Origin of the sequence: Streptomyces sp. NPDC048590 (genome assembly GCF_043199535.1) — a bacterium.
Taxonomy (GTDB): Bacteria; Actinomycetota; Actinomycetes; order Streptomycetales; family Streptomycetaceae; genus Streptomyces.
This window is the reverse complement of record NZ_JBICWC010000005.1, coordinates 262,767-278,528: the sequence shown is the minus strand read 5'-3', so window position 1 is coordinate 278,528 and position 15,762 is coordinate 262,767. Positions and strand designations below refer to the sequence as shown.

16 protein-coding genes are annotated in these 15,762 nt (G+C 71.1%); 5 read left to right on the top strand and 11 right to left on the bottom strand.

What is annotated here, in order from left to right; all coding sequences use genetic code 11:
* The first annotated feature begins 224 nt into the window (after window positions 1-224).
* The 3 genes from ACGFNN_RS17140 to ACGFNN_RS17130 all read left to right on the top strand — a co-directional run bounded on the left by ACGFNN_RS17140 (window position 225) and on the right by ACGFNN_RS17130 (window position 2,536).
* On the top strand, window positions 225-959 hold the full coding sequence (locus ACGFNN_RS17140; protein ID WP_393556631.1) for a translation initiation factor IF-2: 735 nt from the start codon (window positions 225-227) through the stop codon (window positions 957-959).
* A 12-nt stretch (window positions 960-971) separates the two neighbouring features.
* Window positions 972-1,778: a nucleotidyltransferase gene (locus tag ACGFNN_RS17135; protein WP_393556630.1), complete on the top strand. Its 807-nt coding sequence runs from the start codon at window positions 972-974 to the stop codon at window positions 1,776-1,778.
* A gap of 338 nt (window positions 1,779-2,116) precedes the next feature.
* Complete coding sequence (locus ACGFNN_RS17130; RefSeq protein WP_393556628.1) at window positions 2,117-2,536, top strand: hypothetical protein; 420 nt, start codon at window positions 2,117-2,119, stop codon at window positions 2,534-2,536.
* Between the two features lie 41 nt (window positions 2,537-2,577).
* On the opposite strand, the gene ACGFNN_RS17125 is transcribed toward ACGFNN_RS17130, so the two are convergent.
* Entirely contained in the window at window positions 2,578-3,981 is a 1,404-nt protein-coding gene (locus ACGFNN_RS17125) for a nucleobase:cation symporter-2 family protein (RefSeq protein WP_393556626.1), read from the bottom strand.
* Between the two features lie 461 nt (window positions 3,982-4,442).
* On the opposite strand from ACGFNN_RS17125, the gene ACGFNN_RS17120 reads away from it, so the two are divergent.
* Window positions 4,443-5,411: an SDR family NAD(P)-dependent oxidoreductase gene (locus ACGFNN_RS17120; RefSeq protein ID WP_393556624.1), complete on the top strand. Its 969-nt coding sequence runs from the start codon at window positions 4,443-4,445 to the stop codon at window positions 5,409-5,411.
* 95 nt (window positions 5,412-5,506) lie between these two features.
* Here the strand turns inward: ACGFNN_RS17120 and ACGFNN_RS17115 are convergent, their stop codons facing one another.
* The 7 genes from ACGFNN_RS17115 to ACGFNN_RS17085 form a co-directional block, all read right to left on the bottom strand.
* Window positions 5,507-5,869: a hypothetical protein gene (locus ACGFNN_RS17115; protein ID WP_393556622.1), complete on the bottom strand. Its 363-nt coding sequence runs from the start codon at window positions 5,867-5,869 to the stop codon at window positions 5,507-5,509.
* Between the two features lie 28 nt (window positions 5,870-5,897).
* Window positions 5,898-6,548 (bottom strand): hypothetical protein, encoded by a 651-nt coding sequence (locus tag ACGFNN_RS17110; protein ID WP_393556620.1) that lies wholly within the window; start codon window positions 6,546-6,548, stop codon window positions 5,898-5,900.
* 144 nt (window positions 6,549-6,692) lie between these two features.
* Complete coding sequence (locus ACGFNN_RS17105; RefSeq protein ID WP_362544975.1) at window positions 6,693-7,856, bottom strand: ROK family glucokinase; 1,164 nt, start codon at window positions 7,854-7,856, stop codon at window positions 6,693-6,695.
* Between the two features lie 132 nt (window positions 7,857-7,988).
* Window positions 7,989-8,849 (bottom strand): ATP-binding cassette domain-containing protein, encoded by an 861-nt coding sequence (locus ACGFNN_RS17100; RefSeq protein WP_393556618.1) that lies wholly within the window; start codon window positions 8,847-8,849, stop codon window positions 7,989-7,991.
* Complete coding sequence (locus tag ACGFNN_RS17095; protein ID WP_362544983.1) at window positions 8,846-9,895, bottom strand: ABC transporter permease; 1,050 nt, start codon at window positions 9,893-9,895, stop codon at window positions 8,846-8,848. The genes ACGFNN_RS17100 and ACGFNN_RS17095 overlap by 4 nt, the downstream gene beginning before the upstream one ends.
* A complete protein-coding gene (locus ACGFNN_RS17090; RefSeq protein ID WP_362544986.1) occupies window positions 9,892-10,872 on the bottom strand; it encodes a substrate-binding domain-containing protein in 981 nt (326 codons plus the stop codon). Before ACGFNN_RS17090 ends, ACGFNN_RS17095 begins: the two co-directional genes overlap by 4 nt.
* Window positions 10,873-11,122: 250 nt before the next feature.
* On the bottom strand, window positions 11,123-11,884 hold the full coding sequence (locus ACGFNN_RS17085; protein ID WP_393556616.1) for a GntR family transcriptional regulator: 762 nt from the start codon (window positions 11,882-11,884) through the stop codon (window positions 11,123-11,125).
* Between the two features lie 92 nt (window positions 11,885-11,976).
* On the opposite strand from ACGFNN_RS17085, the gene ACGFNN_RS17080 reads away from it, so the two are divergent.
* Entirely contained in the window at window positions 11,977-12,981 is a 1,005-nt protein-coding gene (locus ACGFNN_RS17080) for a Gfo/Idh/MocA family oxidoreductase (protein WP_393556614.1), read from the top strand.
* Between the two features lie 32 nt (window positions 12,982-13,013).
* Here the strand turns inward: ACGFNN_RS17080 and ACGFNN_RS17075 are convergent, their stop codons facing one another.
* The 3 genes from ACGFNN_RS17075 to ACGFNN_RS17065 all read right to left on the bottom strand — a co-directional run bounded on the left by ACGFNN_RS17075 (window position 13,014) and on the right by ACGFNN_RS17065 (window position 15,689).
* Window positions 13,014-13,442 carry a PaaI family thioesterase gene (locus tag ACGFNN_RS17075; protein WP_393556612.1) on the bottom strand — a complete coding sequence of 143 codons (429 nt, stop codon included), beginning with the start codon at window positions 13,440-13,442 and terminating at the stop codon, window positions 13,014-13,016.
* A 6-nt stretch (window positions 13,443-13,448) separates the two neighbouring features.
* Complete coding sequence (locus ACGFNN_RS17070) at window positions 13,449-14,618, bottom strand: cytochrome P450 (RefSeq protein WP_393556610.1); 1,170 nt, start codon at window positions 14,616-14,618, stop codon at window positions 13,449-13,451.
* A 150-nt stretch (window positions 14,619-14,768) separates the two neighbouring features.
* Window positions 14,769-15,689: a DMT family transporter gene (locus ACGFNN_RS17065; protein ID WP_393556609.1), complete on the bottom strand. Its 921-nt coding sequence runs from the start codon at window positions 15,687-15,689 to the stop codon at window positions 14,769-14,771.
* Window positions 15,690-15,762: the final 73 nt, after the last annotated feature.

Below are 15,762 nucleotides of genomic sequence, written 5' to 3'. Positions count from 1 at the left end.
GTGCAGCAGAAGACCACGCGAAATTTTCCGCGTCAAGGGCGAAATCTTTCGATGCGGGAGGAGCCGTGCCCTAGAGGCCGCAACGTGGCCTTGCCGTGCCGGCTTGAGCCCTCTCGCCGGGCTCGGCAGACGCCGACGCTCACCGGCCGACTCGGTACGATCACCTGAACTAAGGTGGGCTCGACGGGGGTTGACCGTCGCGAGCGATGGGGGAAGGGGGCCGTGTGCGCCGACTGCTGCTGCCGGTCACGCTGTTGGTGTTCACCGTGGGGTGCGGCGTACTCCAGTCCTCCGACGCGGAGGCCACCGACGCCGCGCGGGAGGTGGCGCTGAGGGCGGGCAAGCTCCTGGACAGCCAGCGCCCCCGTACGGCGGAGGAGGTCGGGCGCTCCGCGTCCGGCATCGACGGTGTGGAGGTCATGCGACTCTCGGGTACGTCGACGAACGACGGGGACGGGGTCGACGTGGTGGTCCGCACGTCCGGTTCGGCCTACCACGGATGGATCGACGTCGAGGAGGTCACCGTGCTGCGCTGTTTCCGCGTACGGGTGTCGACGAAGGCGGACTGGGGCGAGGAGCCCGACGACGTGCGCTGTCCGGACGGCCCGGCGCTGACCTTCCCCCCACCGCCCGAGCCGCCCCGGCTGCCCTACGAACAGCTGCGCGCGGAGCTCCCCCGGGTACCCGAGGGCGGCCGGGCGGACGAGGCCGATGTGCGCCGTACGCTCTCCTCCCTGGACCTGGATCCCGCGATCCGTTCCGAGGTGCGGGCCGAGGACGGCGTCGTCGGCGTTCTGCTGTCGCTGGAGGGCAACGGCTTCGATCCGCAGGACTGCCTGGTCGCCGCCGTGCGCCCCGGTTCCACCGAGGTGTGGGTCCCGGCCCGCGTCCAGCGGATGCCGGGCGAGGGGGGCTGCAGCATCAGCAACGCCCTTCATCCGATACAGGCTCCGCACTGACCCGGAGAACCTGTGGACGAGAAAGGCCTGAACCACGACGGCACGATCGCCAGGGAGGGCTCGCACGCCCGTGTGCGGGAGGAGTTCAACCCCGTGGTCGCAGCCGCCCGGAGCCTGATCTCCGAGACCTTCGGCGATGCCCGGCTGCACAGCGCCTACCTCTACGGCAGCATTCCCCGCGGCACCGCCGTTCTCGGAATCTCCGATCTCGACCTTCTGCTGGCTCTCCATGAGCAACCGACCGACGCCGACCGAGCCGACGCCTCCACGATCGAGCGCCGGCTCGACCGCGCGTTCCCCCAGATCGACGGCGTCGGCATCCTGTTGTCCAGCGCCAGGACGCTGCTCGGCGAGCAGGAGCGCCACGACGGCGGCTTCTTCGTCGCCTGCCTGTGCACCCCGCTGCTGGGGGACGACCTCGCCGGGCAACTCCCCCGGTACAGCCCGACCACCCTGCTGGCCAGGGAGACGAACGGCGATCTCGCTCTCGCCCTCACAAGGTGGCGCAACCGGGCCGCCGAGTTCGCCGACGACAGCGCACTCGGCTCCTTGGTCCGCACCTCGGCCAGGCGCCTGGTCCGTACGGGGTTCACCCTGGTCATGCCCCGATGGGGCGGTTGGACCAGCGATCTCGGGCGCTCCGCCACGGTCTTCGGCCACTATTACCCCGGGCGCGCCGAGCAGATGCTCGCGGCGGCGGCCGCAGGGCGGGCGCCCTCGGCGGACACGGCACTGCTCCGGATGCTCATCGATGATCTCGGGCCCTGGCTCGCCGCCGAATACACGGCGGTGCACGGCACAAAGGCACCTCGTTCCTGAGGCGGGCTCCCGGCGACGGGGGCCGGAGGCGGCCGAACCCCCGAGGCTCACGAACCGGTCGCTGCGCGTGGTGTTCCCGGCCGTCGTCCGGTCCCGGTTCTACGCTCGGAGCGGGCGCACGCCGCCGCGGAGCGGCCACCTACAAGGCCTCCGAGGTGTGCGCCGGACCGGATGCGGAGTGAGGAGCAGCGGTTGTGCCCTGGTTGCGGTCGGTACCCACGTCGGTTCTCGTCGTACTTGTCGCTCTGCTGGCCCTCTCCGCGTGCACGGACGGGGGCCGGAGGGAGTCCGCTCCCCACCCTTCGGCCGCCCCCCGGTCGTCGACGACCGTCCTCCCTGTGCGCTCCACGCCCTCGCCCGGACCGCCGGGGGCGTCCGTGCCGACCGCGTCGGCCCCCGCCGATCCGGTAGCGGCGGAAGAGGGCGTCCGAGACGCCTGGGAGCGCTTCTTCGCCCCGGAGTCCTCCGTCGAGGACCGGACCGAACTGGTCGAGAACGGCGACCAGTACGGTCTGATGGTCGAGGCCTTCGCCGTGGACCCACGCGCGAGCCTGCTGCGATCCCACGTGGCGGCAGTGGAGTTCGCCGATGATCTGCGAGCCACTGTGAGCTACGCCCTCCTGTCGGAGGGCGGGACCGCCGCCGCGGACCTCACCGGCACCGCCGTGCTCCAGGACGGGAAGTGGAAACTCTCGTTCGCGACTCTGTGCTCGCTCGCGGGGTACGGCGACGACGTGCCCCGCGCGGCCACCTGCTGATCGGCGGCAGGGGCGGGCGCAGCGGCACGTCCCGGCGCGTCTCAGGCGGTCGTCGCGGATTCCGGGGCCGGCTTCCGGTCCGGTCCCGGTCCCTGAGCACCGGGCTTCTCCCGCCCCGGCGTGTGGTTGAACAGCAGGTTCAGCAGGAACGCGGCGACGGTGGCACTGGTGATGGCGCTGCCGCCGATGATCTGCACCCAGGTCGGGAAGGCGTGGTAGAAGGTCGGGGCGACGACGGGGAGCATGCCGACCCCGATGGAGACGGCCACGATGAGCAGGTTGCTGGTGCCCTCGAACCGTACCTTGCGCAGGGTGTTGATACCGACGGCGGTGACCGTGGCGAACATGACGAGTCCGGCACCGCCGATGACCGGGCCGGGCAGGGAGGCGACGATCTCGCCGAGCTTCGGAATGAGGGCGAGGACCACGAGGATCCCGCCGGCCACCGCGGCGACGTAGCGGCTGCGCACCTTGGTCATGCCGACCAGGCCGACGTTCTGGGCGAACACGGTGTCCAGGAAGCCGTTCATGAAGCCGCCGAGGATGCCGGAGAGCCCGTCGGCGGCGAGACCGCGCGCCAGGTCCTTGCGGGTGAGCGGGCGGCCGGTCATCTCGCCGACGGCGAGCATGTCGGCGGTGGACTCGGTGAAGATCACCAGCATCACGACGCACATGGAGATGACGGCCGCGACCGGGAACTGCGGGGCGCCGAAGTGGAGCGGGGAAGCCAGGCCGAACCAGTCGGCGCCGCCCACCGACGAGAAGTCGGTCAGGCCCATGGGTACGGCGATCGCCGTGCCGACGAGCAGGCCCAGCAGCACGCCGAGTTGGGCGAGGAAGCCGCCGGCGAACCGGTTGACGAGGACGATCAGCAGGACGATGCCGCCGGCCAGGGCGAGGTGGCTGGGGGCCGCGTAGTCCTTGGCGGTGGGGTCCTGACCGGCGATCAGTCCGGCCGCGACACCGATCAGGGAGAGCCCGATCACGGTGATGACGGACCCGCTGACCAGTGGCGGGAAGAACCGCACCGCGCGGGCGAACGGGATCGCGACCAGCAGCCCGAAGACACCGGCGGCGATCATGGAGCCGTACACCGCCTGGAGACCGTACTCGCCGGCTATGAGGATCATCGGGGTGACGGCGGCGAAGGTGGCTCCCGCGACGACCGGGAGCCGTACCCCGAGGAACTTGCCCATGCCGAGTGCCTGGAGCAGGGTGATGAGCCCGGCGACCAGCAGGTCTGCGTTGATGAGCAGGCCGATGGTGGAGGTGTCGAGCCCGGCGGCGGCACCGAAGACGAGCGGGACAGTGACACAGCCGGTGTACATCACCAGCACGTGCTGGAGGCCGAGCAGACCCAGCCGGGCCGGCGGCAGGACCTCGTCGACCGGGTGTCGGGCGGTTGGGTTGGCGGGGGACGCGGATGCGTCGGGGACCTGGGACACGGCGGAGCCTCCGGAATGGGGAGAACAGCGGCGGGATGGACGGGCGTTGGGGACGGAGATCGATGCCGGGCGCGTCGTCCGGAACAGCGGGTCAACTTTTTGTTGATGTTGTTTCGATCGCGTTTCCCCGGACGGACAGCGATGTTGCTTTTGCTGTGGCAGGCCGATCGTGACCTCACGGAGGCCCGGACACCCCCTGTTCACCCGCGTGGCACGGCTCCGACACGGCGGTACGCCGCACCGGCCGCCCCTTCCCCGCGCGACAGGTCGCAGCCTGCCGGGGCAGGTACCGGACTGTGCGGGAGCTCCGTATACGAGACGGAGCACACCGGTCCCGCCGCCCTCGCCGACGGCACTGATTCGGCTGTTCGGTCGACGCTGATCGCCCGTCAGCGGCTCTCCGGGCGGTGGGGGCGGGGCGCGCTTGACTTCGAGAGCACTCGAATTCGTAGCGTGCGGTCATGAACGACGACACCGCACAGCAGCGCAGGATCGGTTCGGGCTTCGATGCCCGGAGCACCGCCGACGACGTCCTCGAAGGCCTCGACCTCTCCGGCCGGCTCGCCCTGGTGACGGGCGGCTACTCAGGCATCGGCGCGGAGACGACACGCGCGCTGGCGAAGGCCGGGGCACAGGTCGTGGTCCCGGCCCGTCGGGTGGAGGCGGCCCGGGAGAACCTGGCCGGCGTCGAGGGCGTGGAGGTGGACGAGCTGGACCTCGGCGATCTGGACAGTGTGCGGGCCTTCGCCCGGCGCTTCGTCGCCTCCGGCCGGCCACTGGACGTAGTCATCGACAGCGCGGGCATCATGGCCTGCCCCGAGACCAGGGTGGGTCCGGGCTGGGAGGCCCAGTTCGCCACGAACCACCTCGGTCACTTCGCCCTGGTCAACCACCTCTGGCCGTCGATCGAGGCCGGCGGTGCGCGTGTCGTCTCCGTCTCGTCGACCGGCCACCACGCTTCACCGATCCGCTGGGACGACGTGCACTGGGCCCACGGCTACGACAAGTGGGAGGCGTACGGCCAGGCGAAGACGGCCAACGTGCTGTTCGCGGTCCATCTCGACAAGCTCGGGCGGGACAGGGGGGTGCGGGCCTTCGCTCTGCATCCCGGTGGCATCCTCACCCCTCTCCAGCGGCATCTGCCGAAGCAGGAGATGGTCGACAGGGGCTGGATCGACGAGAAGGGTGACATCCTGCACCCCGAGTGGTTCAAGACCCCGCAGCAGGGCGCCGCGACCCAGGTGTGGGCGGCGACCTCGCCGCGGCTGGACGGCATCGGCGGCGTCTATCTGGAGGACTGCGACATCGCCGAGCCCGCGACCGAGGGCTCCCGTACGGGCGTCAAGGAGTGGGCCGTCGATCCCGCGCAGGCCGCCCGCCTGTGGGAGCTGTCCGCCGAAATGACCGGGGTGGACGCGTTCGCCGCCTGACGGGGACACCACCGGGCCGGCGTCCGTGAGCCGGGTTCGCGGATCGCGGCGGGCCGAGCGCGTTCAGCGCCCTGCGATGCCGCCTGGCATTCCGGTCATCCGGCCGGATCCTCGCGTCGGAGCATCTCCGCGAGCGGTGCTCCCGTACGTGCCGCCGCGATCCGGCGTGCGCGCAGCTGGGCCCGGGTCCGGGGCCGGAACTCCGGCCTCCTGCCGCATCCGCACGGCTCCAGGCCCTCGTAGCGGAGGCCCGCTCCGAGCACCGCGGCGACGACGGTCCACGCCTTGGTGTTCCGACGCCGTGGCGCAGCGAAGTCGTGCCCCGCGCAGAGCACCGGCCCCGAGCACCGGGGACAGCGATGCCCTTCGGGCACGGACGCGGGATGCCTCTTGAACGAGACCCGGCACGGCACGCACGCGTAGTGCAGCTTGTAGGACTTCTCCGCGTAGTGGCACACGCGTCGAATCTACCGCCGTGCGCGGCCCTCAGGGGGTGGCGGCGGACACCACGTAGACGACGGGCGCCGCCGGGTCGGTCATGTTGACGGTGATGTTCTGGGTGGGGCGCGGGTCCTTGTTCTTGTGAACCGTGCCCGCCCAGTCGACGCCCGGCCCGAAGTACCAGCCGGTGATCTTGAGGTCCCGGGCGCCGATGGTGACCTTGCCGGTCTCCAGTGCGGCCCGGCCGGTGCCCATACCGCTCAGGAAGCGGTCCAGTCCGGCCGAGGTCGTACGGAACTTCACGTACATCCGGCTGGCTTTCCAGTTGTTCGTCTCGTAGTACTGGACCCCGGTCGCGTTGCCCGGGACGGGCAGTTCGAAGATCCTGCGCTGCATCCCGGACGGCCAGTCCTCGCGCAGTCCCTGCGCGGCGGCCTCGGCCTCCTTGTCCTTGCCCGAGCGGCGGCTCTGACCGGCCGAGATCACCAGGTAGCCGGCCGGGATGCCGATGAGCAGGACGATGATCGTCAGTGTGATCAGCCGTCGGCGGATCACCCTGCGCCGGTCCTGCGGAGGCGTGCCACCGCCGTCCGACGGGGAGCCCGGGGCGCCGGAGGACCCGGGTGTCCCCGGTGAGCCGGGGGAACCGGACGAAGGCGGCTGGCTCCGCACGATGTTCTGCTCGGCTGCGGTCATGGTCGGTGATCCCTCGGGGCTGCGGTACGGAGCGGAGTCGTGCGGATGACGGTGGGACGGCCACGGCCGCGGCCGGATGTCCGGGCGGCACCGGGGTGCCGCGGACGGGCGGCCCGCGGGCCACCGGGCGTCGCGGGAGAGCCCTCAGTCGGTACGAGTGCCACGGGTGCTCCGGATGGTGCTCGCCGCCTGGTCGTAGAACTGCGCGTAACGCTCGTAACGCTCGACCCGGCGCCGGTTGGTGCGGCGGAACCGGCGGGCGACGAGCCGGGCCAGGTCGGCGGCGCCGACCATTCCCGCCTCGGGGCCGAGCTGCGCCTTCGCGATCCGGGCCTCGGGTCGGTAGCCGCGGCCCGTGAGGTGGCGCTTGAAGGCGTCCCTTGCGGGGCCGATCAGCAGGTCGTCGGCGGCGCTGACGCCACCGCCGATGACGAAGCAGGACGGGTCCAGGGCGGCGGCGAGGTTGGCGATACCGACACCGAGCCACTGACCGATGTCCTGGAGGAGTTCGACGCACATGGCGTCGCCCTCGCGAGCCAGCTCCGTGATGAGCGGCCCCGTGATCTCGGGGACGTTGCCCTTGACCCGCTCGATGATGCCGTACGCCACCGGGGAGTCCGCCGCGGCGAGCTCCCTCGCCTCGCGTACGAGCGCGTTGCCCGAGCTGTACTGCTCCCAGCAGCCACGGTTGCCGCACGGGCAGCGGTGCCCGCCCGGCACGACCTGCATATGGCCGAACTCGCCCGCGACGCCGTACTTGCCCCGCTTGACGTGCCCGTCCTCCAGGATCGCGCCGCCGATCCCGGTTCCCAGCGTGATCATGACCAGGTGGTCCTCACCGCGGCCGGCGCCGAAGCGCCACTCGGCCCAGGCGGCGGTGTTCGCGTCGTTGTCGACCATCACGGGAACGACCAGCCGTGAGGCCAGGGCGTCCCTGAGGGGTTCGTCGCGCCAGGCGAGGTGCGGGGCGAACAGCACCTTGGAACGGTCCGCGTCGACCCATCCGGCGGCCCCGATCCCGACGGCGTGCACGTCGTGCCGGTCGGAGAGGTCGAGGACCAGCTCGACGATGGTGTCCTCGACGACCTTGGCGCTCTTGGACTTGTCCGGCGTCTCGGCCCGCAGGGTCTCGAGGATGTTGCCGTCGGCGTCGACGACTCCGGCCATCACCTTCGTGCCGCCGATGTCGATCCCGACGGTGGGGACCCGGGGGGCCGTGAGGTGCGAGCGCCGCTCCCGGGTGCCGACGGTCCGCAGGACGGTGGCTCGGGCGGAGCCGCGGTGGGTGAGGTCGCGGTACGTGCTCATCGTCCCTGCGCAGGTCGGGGGGCCGGACGGGTGCGGTTCCGGCGGCGGACGGCGCCCGCCGGGGACGATTCTGCCATTTCCCCGCCCCTGGAAGCGGCCTCCGGGTGAGGGGCGGGGTGACCGTGCGGTCCGCTACGGGGTGTCTTCACCGACCGGCCGGCCGCCGAGGTGGTCGGGGGCCGGGGCCCTCTCCAGCTCGTGGCTGAGCTCCTCGAGCTCGCTGCCTCCCGCCATCTGGCGGGTCAGCTCGTCCAGGGTGACGTCGTCCTTCGTGTGGCTCGCGGACATCGCGCCGCGCTTCAGCAGGACGAAACGGTCGCCCACGAGGTAGGCGTGGTGCGGGTTGTGCGTGATGAGGACCACGCCGAGACCGGCGTCCCTGGCGGCAGCGACGTACTTCAGCACGACGCCGGACTGCTTGACGCCGAGCGCGGCGGTCGGCTCGTCGAGGACGAGGACCTTGGCACCGAAGTACACCGCGCGGGCGATGGCCACGCACTGGCGTTCGCCACCCGACAGGGTCCCGATGGGCTGGTCGACGTCGCGCAGGTCGATGCCCATGCGCAGCAGCTCCGCGCGGGTCGTCTCCCGCATGAACTTCACGTCGAGGCGCTTGAACGGGCCGGCGCCCTTCGTCGGCTCCGAGCCGAGGAAGAAGTTGCGCCAGACCGGCATGAGCGGGACGACCGCCAGATCCTGGTACACGGTGGCGATGCCACGGTCCAGGGCGTCACGCGGGTTGGCGAGGGTGGCCTCCTCGCCCTCGATCAGGAAGCTGCCGGCGTCATGCCGGTGGAGTCCGGCGATGATCTTGATGAGGGTCGACTTGCCCGCACCGTTGTCGCCGAGCACGCAGGAGATCTCCCCCGCGTGGACCTCCAGCGAGACGTCCTGGAGCGCCTTGATGTTGCCGTAGTACTTCGACACCCCGTCGAGCTCGACGAGCGCCGGGGCGGCCGCGTCCCGGGGTTCCGGAGCCTGGGTGGCCGTCATTTCGTCGCCTCCGCGCGCTTGCGTACCCATGCGTTGAGCAGGGTGGCCAGGAGCAGCATCGCCCCCAGGAAGAACTTGAACCAGTCGGGGTTCCACTCCGCGTAGACGATGCCCTTGCTGGTCATGCCGAAGATGATCGCGCCGACGGCGGAGCCGATCGCCGAACCGTAGCCGCCGGTGATCAGGCAGCCGCCGATGACGGCCGCGATGATGTAGATCAGCTCGTTGCCGACACCCTCGCCGGACTGCACCACGTCGTACGAGAAGAGCAGGTGCTGCCCGGAGACCCAGGCCGCGAAGGCGACTCCGAGGTAGAGCCCGACGCGGGTGCGCACCACGGGTACGCCGACCGCGCGCGCGGCGTCCGACTGGCCCCCGACGGCGAAGATCCAGTTGCCGAAGCGGGTGCGGATGAGGATCCAGGTGGCGAGCGCGACCAGTGCCGCCCACCACAGGATGGTGACCTTGAGCTCGACGCCGCCGACGGTCAGGTACGACGCGAAGACCTTGCGGGCGGAGTCGAAGCCCTCCATGTTGCCGATGGCCTTGGTGGACACGGTGCCGCTGATCAGCTTGGTGAAGCCGAGGTTCAGGCCCGTCAGCATCAGGAAGGTGCCGAGCGTGATGATGAAGCTCGGCAGCTTGGTGCGGGTCAGCATGAAGCCGTTGAAGGCGCCGAATCCCAGGGTGACCAGCAACGACACGAAGACGCCCACCCAGACGTTGGCCGTCATCTGGTAGCTGAACATGGAGGAGATCAGCGCGGAGCTGGTCACCATCACACCGGCGGAGAGGTCGAACTCGCCGCCGATCATCAGGAGCGCCACGGGCGCGGCCATGATGCCGAGGGTCGAGGCCGCGTACAGGACCGTGCCGAGGCTGGATGCCTGCAGGAAGCTGTCGGCGACGATCGCGAAGAAGAGGAAGACGGCCACGGCGCCGACGACGGAGCCGAGCTCGGGGCGGCCGAGCAGCTTGCGCAGCGGTGAGGTGCGCAGCAGGCGTTCGTCGGTGCGGGGGGCCGCCGGTTGCCCGGTCGCGGTCATCGGGTCCCCCGGTCGGTGTACTCCGCCAGCTGTGCGGCGTCGTCCCGGGTGATGACCTGGGGGCCGGTCAGCACGGGCAGACCACCGCCGAGCACGTTCTTGTTGTAGCGGTAGAGCCAGAGCAGGTCGACGGCCTCGTAGCCCTGGAGGTAGGGCTGCTGGTCGACGGCGAAGCCGAGGCTCTTGTCCTGGAGGCCTGTGGCGACGCTCGCGTTGAGGTCGAAGGTGTCGATCTCCGCCTCGCTGCCCGCGGTCCGCTTCGCCTTGACGGCTGCCGCGGCGAAGGGGGCGCCGAGGGTGACGACGGCGTCGATGTCCTTGTCGGAGCTGAGCTTGGCCTCGATGGATGCCTGGACGTCGGGCATGTTGGTGCCGTCGACGTAGAGGTTCTCCATGGTGCCGTCGAAGTTCTTCTTAGCGCCGGCGCAGCGCTGCTCATGGCCGACGTTGCCCTGCTCGTGCAGGACGCAGAGCACCTTCTCGCGCTTGCGCTTGTTCAGCTCGTCGCCGACGGCCTCGCCCGCGATGGACTCGTCCTGGCCGATGTGGGTGAGCGCGCCGAAGGCCTTGGACTCGGCGACTCCGGAGTTCACGGTGATGACGGGGATGCCCGCCTTGACCGCCTTGGCCACGACGGCCTTCATCGAGTCGGGCTTGGCGAGGGAGACGATCAGGCCGTCGACCTTCTTGTCGATCGCGGTCTGGACGAGCTCGGCCTGCTGCTGGCCCTCGTCGTTGTGCGAGTACAGGAAGTTGATGTTGTCCTTGTCGGCGGCCTGCTTGGCACCCTTCTGGACGATGTCCCAGAAGGTGTCGCCATCACCCGAGTGGGTGACCATGGCGAATGTCCAGCGGGGTGTGCTCACCACGGACCGGCCCTCGGCGGCCTGCCGTGCACGGTCCTCCGCCCGCTTGCCGCCGGTGCTGCTGCATCCCGCGAGGGAGGCCGCCAGTACCGCTGCCAGCACGGCGCCCATCGCGCGTACCCCTGTCCGAACCCTTGCCACGACGCCGTGCCCTTCTGGTGCTGCTCGCTGTGCTGCCTGGTGATGCCGGAGGAGCTGACTCGCCACCCGGCGGGCCAAGTATCCCCGAGCCCGGTCCGGAACGACCCGGCAGGGGCGCGAGGCGCGCCCTTCCGCCGTTCTAGCGACCTAGCATGACCACGTCAATAACCTTGTCCGAACATTCTGACCCGAGGCGCCCGGTCCGGCCGGGCCGCCCGGATCAGGGCCGTACGAGCAGCTGGAACTCGAAGGTGTAGCGCGAGGCGCGGTAGACGTGCGAGCCGAATTCGACCACCCGGCCGCCGTCGTCGAAGGTGGTGCGTTCCATCGTCAGGAGCGGCGCCCCCTCGGACTCCGCGAGGAGCCGGCCCTCCTCGGGCGTGGCGGCCCTGGCCCCCACGGACTGCCGCGCGCTGTGCAGGGTGATGCCCGAGCCGCGCATCATCCGGTACAGCCCGGTCGACTCGAGCCGTTCGGTGGCGAGGTCGAGGAGCCCTGCCGGGATGTGGTTGCGAAGGAGCGCGACGGGCTCGCCCTGTGCGTACCGCACCCGCTCGACGAGGTGGACCTCTCCGCCCTCCGCCACACCGAGGGCGGCGGCCACCTGCGGGGCGGCCGGCTCGAGCGTGTTGCGCAGAACCCTGGTCTCCGGCGCCCGGCCCGCCGTCTCCAGGTCGTCGTAGAGGCTGCTCAGCTCGAGCGGGCGCCGGATGCGGTTGTGCACGACCTGGGTGCCGACGCCGCGTCTGCGCACCATGAGGCCCTTGTCGACCAGGGACTGGATCGCCTGGCGGACGGTGGGGCGGGAGAGTCCGAGCCGCGCCGCGAGCTCCAGTTCGTTGCCGAGCAGGCTGCCAGGGGCCAGTCGCCCCTGCTCGATCGCCGCCTCCAGTTGCTGGGCCAGCTGGTGGTAGAGCGGGACGGGACTCGTGCGGTCCACGCCCAGCCCCAGGGCGGCGGAGTCGGCGGCGGGTTTGGGCACGGCACGGAGCGTACCCGGTACCGCCTCGCGGCACCTCCTATTTGTCAGGACATATAGTTGACAGTGCGACTGGCGGGCGGCACGTTGGGTCCATGCGCATCGGACTCATCGGCACGGGCAGGATCGGTTCCTTCCACGCGGACGTCCTGGCACGCCACCCCGCGGTCGGCTCGCTGGTGGTGACGGACCCCGACTCCGTACGCGCCGGACGGACCGCCGCCAGAACCGGGGCGACCGTCGTACCCACCGCCGAGGAACTGCTCGGCGCGGGGCTGGACGCCGTGGTGATCACCTCGGCGACCGCCGCGCACGCCGACCTCATCGCCCGGGCGGCCCGCGCAGGTCTGCCCGCGTTCTGCGAGAAGCCGATCGCCCTCGACCTGACGGGAACGCTGGGCGCCCTGCGCGAGGTCGAACGTGCCGGGAGCGTGCTCCAGCTCGGATTCATGCGCCGCTTCGACGCGGGCTACGCCGCCGCCCGCGCCGCGGTGCGCGGCGGGGCACTGGGCAGGCTGCACACCGTACGGGCGACGACGGCCGATCCTGCACCCCCTCCGGCGGCGTATCTGCCGCTCTCCGGTGGGCTGTTCAGGGACTGCCTGGTGCACGACTTCGACATCCTGCGCTGGGTGACGGGCCGTGAGGTGGCGGAGGTGTACGCCACCGGGTCGGACGCCGGGCCTCCGGTCTTCCGCGAGGCGGGCGACGTCGACACGGCGGCCGCACTGCTGACCCTGGACGACGGCGCCCTCGCCACCGCGACGGCCACCCGGTGCAACGGCGCCGGCTACGACGTACGCATGGAACTGGCGGGCGAGCTGGACCAGATCGCGGTCGGCCTCGACGTCCGTACCCCGCTCACCTCGGCCGAGCCGGAGGGGCCGCCCGCGCCCGCCGAGCCGTGGACCGGATTCCTGGAACGCTTCGCCCCCGCGTACGAGGCCGAACTCGACGCCTTCCTGGCTGTCGTGCGCGGTGAACTGCCCAACCCCTGCGACGGACGCGAGGCGCTGCACGCCCTGCGCGTCGCCGAGGCGTGCGAGCTCTCCCGGGCCGAGCGCCGGCCGGTGGCGATGGCGGAGATCCCGGCGGACTGAACGGGCGGCCGGCTCCGCCCGGGAAGACCGTTTCAGGACGGGCGGACGGAGAGGACGGTCCCCTGCGCGACCGCGCACAGGGTCTCGGCGCCCTCGTCGTCCGAGGTGTACAGATCGCAGCGCACCACCGCCTGCCTGCGCCCGGTATGGACCACCTCCGCCCGTGCGCTCAGGGTGCGGCCGCTCGCCGGACGGACGTACTGGATGGAGAAGCCCCCGGTGAGAACGGCGGGCCCGAGCGTGGTCCCGGCGGCGAAGGTGATCGCGTTGTCGGCGGCATAGGACAGCACTCCCCCGTGCAGAAAGCCGTTCTGCTGGGTGAGTTCCTTGCGTACGTCGATCTCGAGGACGGCCGAGCCGTCCCCGAATCCGGTGATGCGCGCACCCACGAGCGCGCTGAACGGCTGGCTGTCGAGGACCTGCTGGGCGATTTCGGCGGAGAGTGCGGTCATGGCGGTCATTCCACCTCACCAGCGGACGGGCAGATGACGGACCCCCCTCAGCAGCAGCCCCGGCAGCCATTCGAGCTCCCCGCCCACCGGGTCGTGGGCCAGGCCGGGGCAACGGTCGAGCAGGGCGCTGATCGCGATCCTCCCCTCCATCCGGGCCAGCGGCGCACCCAGGCAGAAGTGGATGCCGTGACCGAAGGCCAGGTGCCCCTGCGCCTCGCGCCGGATGTCGAAGGTGTCAGGGTCCGGGTAGCGGCCGGAGTCCCGGTCACCGGAGCCGAGGGCGACGAGCACCGCCTCACCCTGCGGAATGACCGCCGCGCCGATGGTCACGGGTTCCCTGGTGAACCGGAAGGTCGCCGTCGCGACGGGGCCGTCGTAGCGGAGCATCTCCTCGACAGCTCCGTCGATGAGTTCCGGCTCGGCGCGCAGGAGTTCCAGTTGACCGGGGTGGTCCAGCAGAGCCCGTACGCCGTTGGAGATCAGGTTCACGGTCGTCTCGTGCCCCGCCACCAGCAACAGGAAGGCCATGCCGATCAGTTCGTCACGGGACAGGCCGTCGCCGTCCTCGCGGGCCTGGATCAGCGCGCTCAGCAGGTCGTCCCCCGGGGAGCAGCGCTTGTCCTCGACGAGTTCGTCGAGGTAGGCGCCCATGGCGTGGACCGCCTCGCTCTCCCGCTCTGCCGAGACGGGCGTGACGATGGAGTTGGACATGGACCGGAAGGCGTCGCGGTCCATGTCGGGTACGCCGAGGAGTTCGCAGATCACGGTCATCGGCAGCGGGAATGCGAACGCGTCGACCAGGTCCGCGCTCCCGGCTGGCACCATCGCGTCGAGGAGCTCTCCGGTGATCTGCTCGACGCGGGGACGCAGGGCCTCGACCCTGCGCGGGGTGAACTCCCGTGCGACGAGCTTGCGCAGGCGTGTGTGGTGCGGGGCGTCCATCTCCAGCATGTTGGCGTTGATGGGATTGCTCGACGCCGACCAGGTCTGCGTCGTACGCCAGTCCTTGCTGAACCGCTGGTCGGCGAGGGCGGCTCGTGCCTCCTCGTATCCGACGATCATCCAGATCCGCTCGAAGTCGTCGGTCCGGACGGCGTGGACCGGGCCCTCGGCGCGCATCTTCGCGTAGTACGGATACGGATTCGCCTGGAAGTCCCGTGCCCCGCGCAGATCGACCACGTGCATGATCCCGCCCCCTCTACGGTCCGACGCGATCAGCCTAGGCGCATCGGTCCGCCCCGTCCTCGTCCTCGTGGAGGAGACGCGGCCTGACGTCGCGTCAGGCTGGGTCTCGCACGCGGCTGTCGGGCTCGTGCCACGGAGAGGCTGCCGGGGTCAGCCCGTGGCGTCGGCGCACCGGCGTCCCCACGCGGTGCCCGCGAGGACGAGCACGGCGCCCGCCATGCCAGGGATGCCAAGGCGCTCGCCCCCGATCGCGATGCCCGCGGCGGCCGCCCAGAGCGGCTCCGTCCCGAGGAGCAGGCTGACGCGGGACGGCGAGGTGCGGCGCACCGACCACATCTGCACGAAGAACGCGAAGAGCGTGCAGAGGACGGACAGGAAGAGCAGCCCCGCCCACTCGCGGGCGCCGAAGTCCGCGGCCACCGGCCATGGCGCCGCGCCGGTCCCGGGGAGGGTGGCCAGCACGGCGAAGACGACCAGGGCGCTGCCCAGTTGGACCGTGGTCAGGGGAAGCGAGTCGGCGTCCTGGACGGCCTTGATGCGCGCCATGGCCAGCACGTGGACCGTGCGCGCGACGGCCGCGAGCAGCATCAGGAGGTCGCCCGCCGAGGGGCTGGTGAAGCCGCCGCCCTGGGTCAGCAGCACCACGCCGACGACCGACAGACCGGCCGCGGCGAGGAAGGACGCGGGCGGGCGGACGCGGGTCACGGCCGCCTCGGCCAGCGGGGTGAAGATCATCGTGAGGCTGATGATGAGTCCGGCGTTCGTCGCCGAGGTGTGTACGACGCCGTAGGTCTCGAGCAGGAAGATCACGCTGAGCATCAGCCCCAGCAGAGCCGCACCCCGCCACTGCGCGGCGCTCAGTGCGCGCAGCCCGCGCCATCCGGCGAGTACCAGTGCGGGCAGCACGATGGTGAAGCGGAGCACGAGGACGGCGATGACGGTGTGCGTCGTGGTGATGCCCTTGGCGGCCAGGTAGCTGGCGCCCCACACGGCGGCGACGAGCAGCAGCGGGAGGTCGGTGGCCCAGGCGCGGCGGGACGGGGCGAGCGCGGGCAGGACGGCGGTGGACACGTCGGTTCTCCTGGTTCTCCACAACGGGAACGATGTGGAGACCTCACCGGCTCGCACGGGGAACGGTCACCGT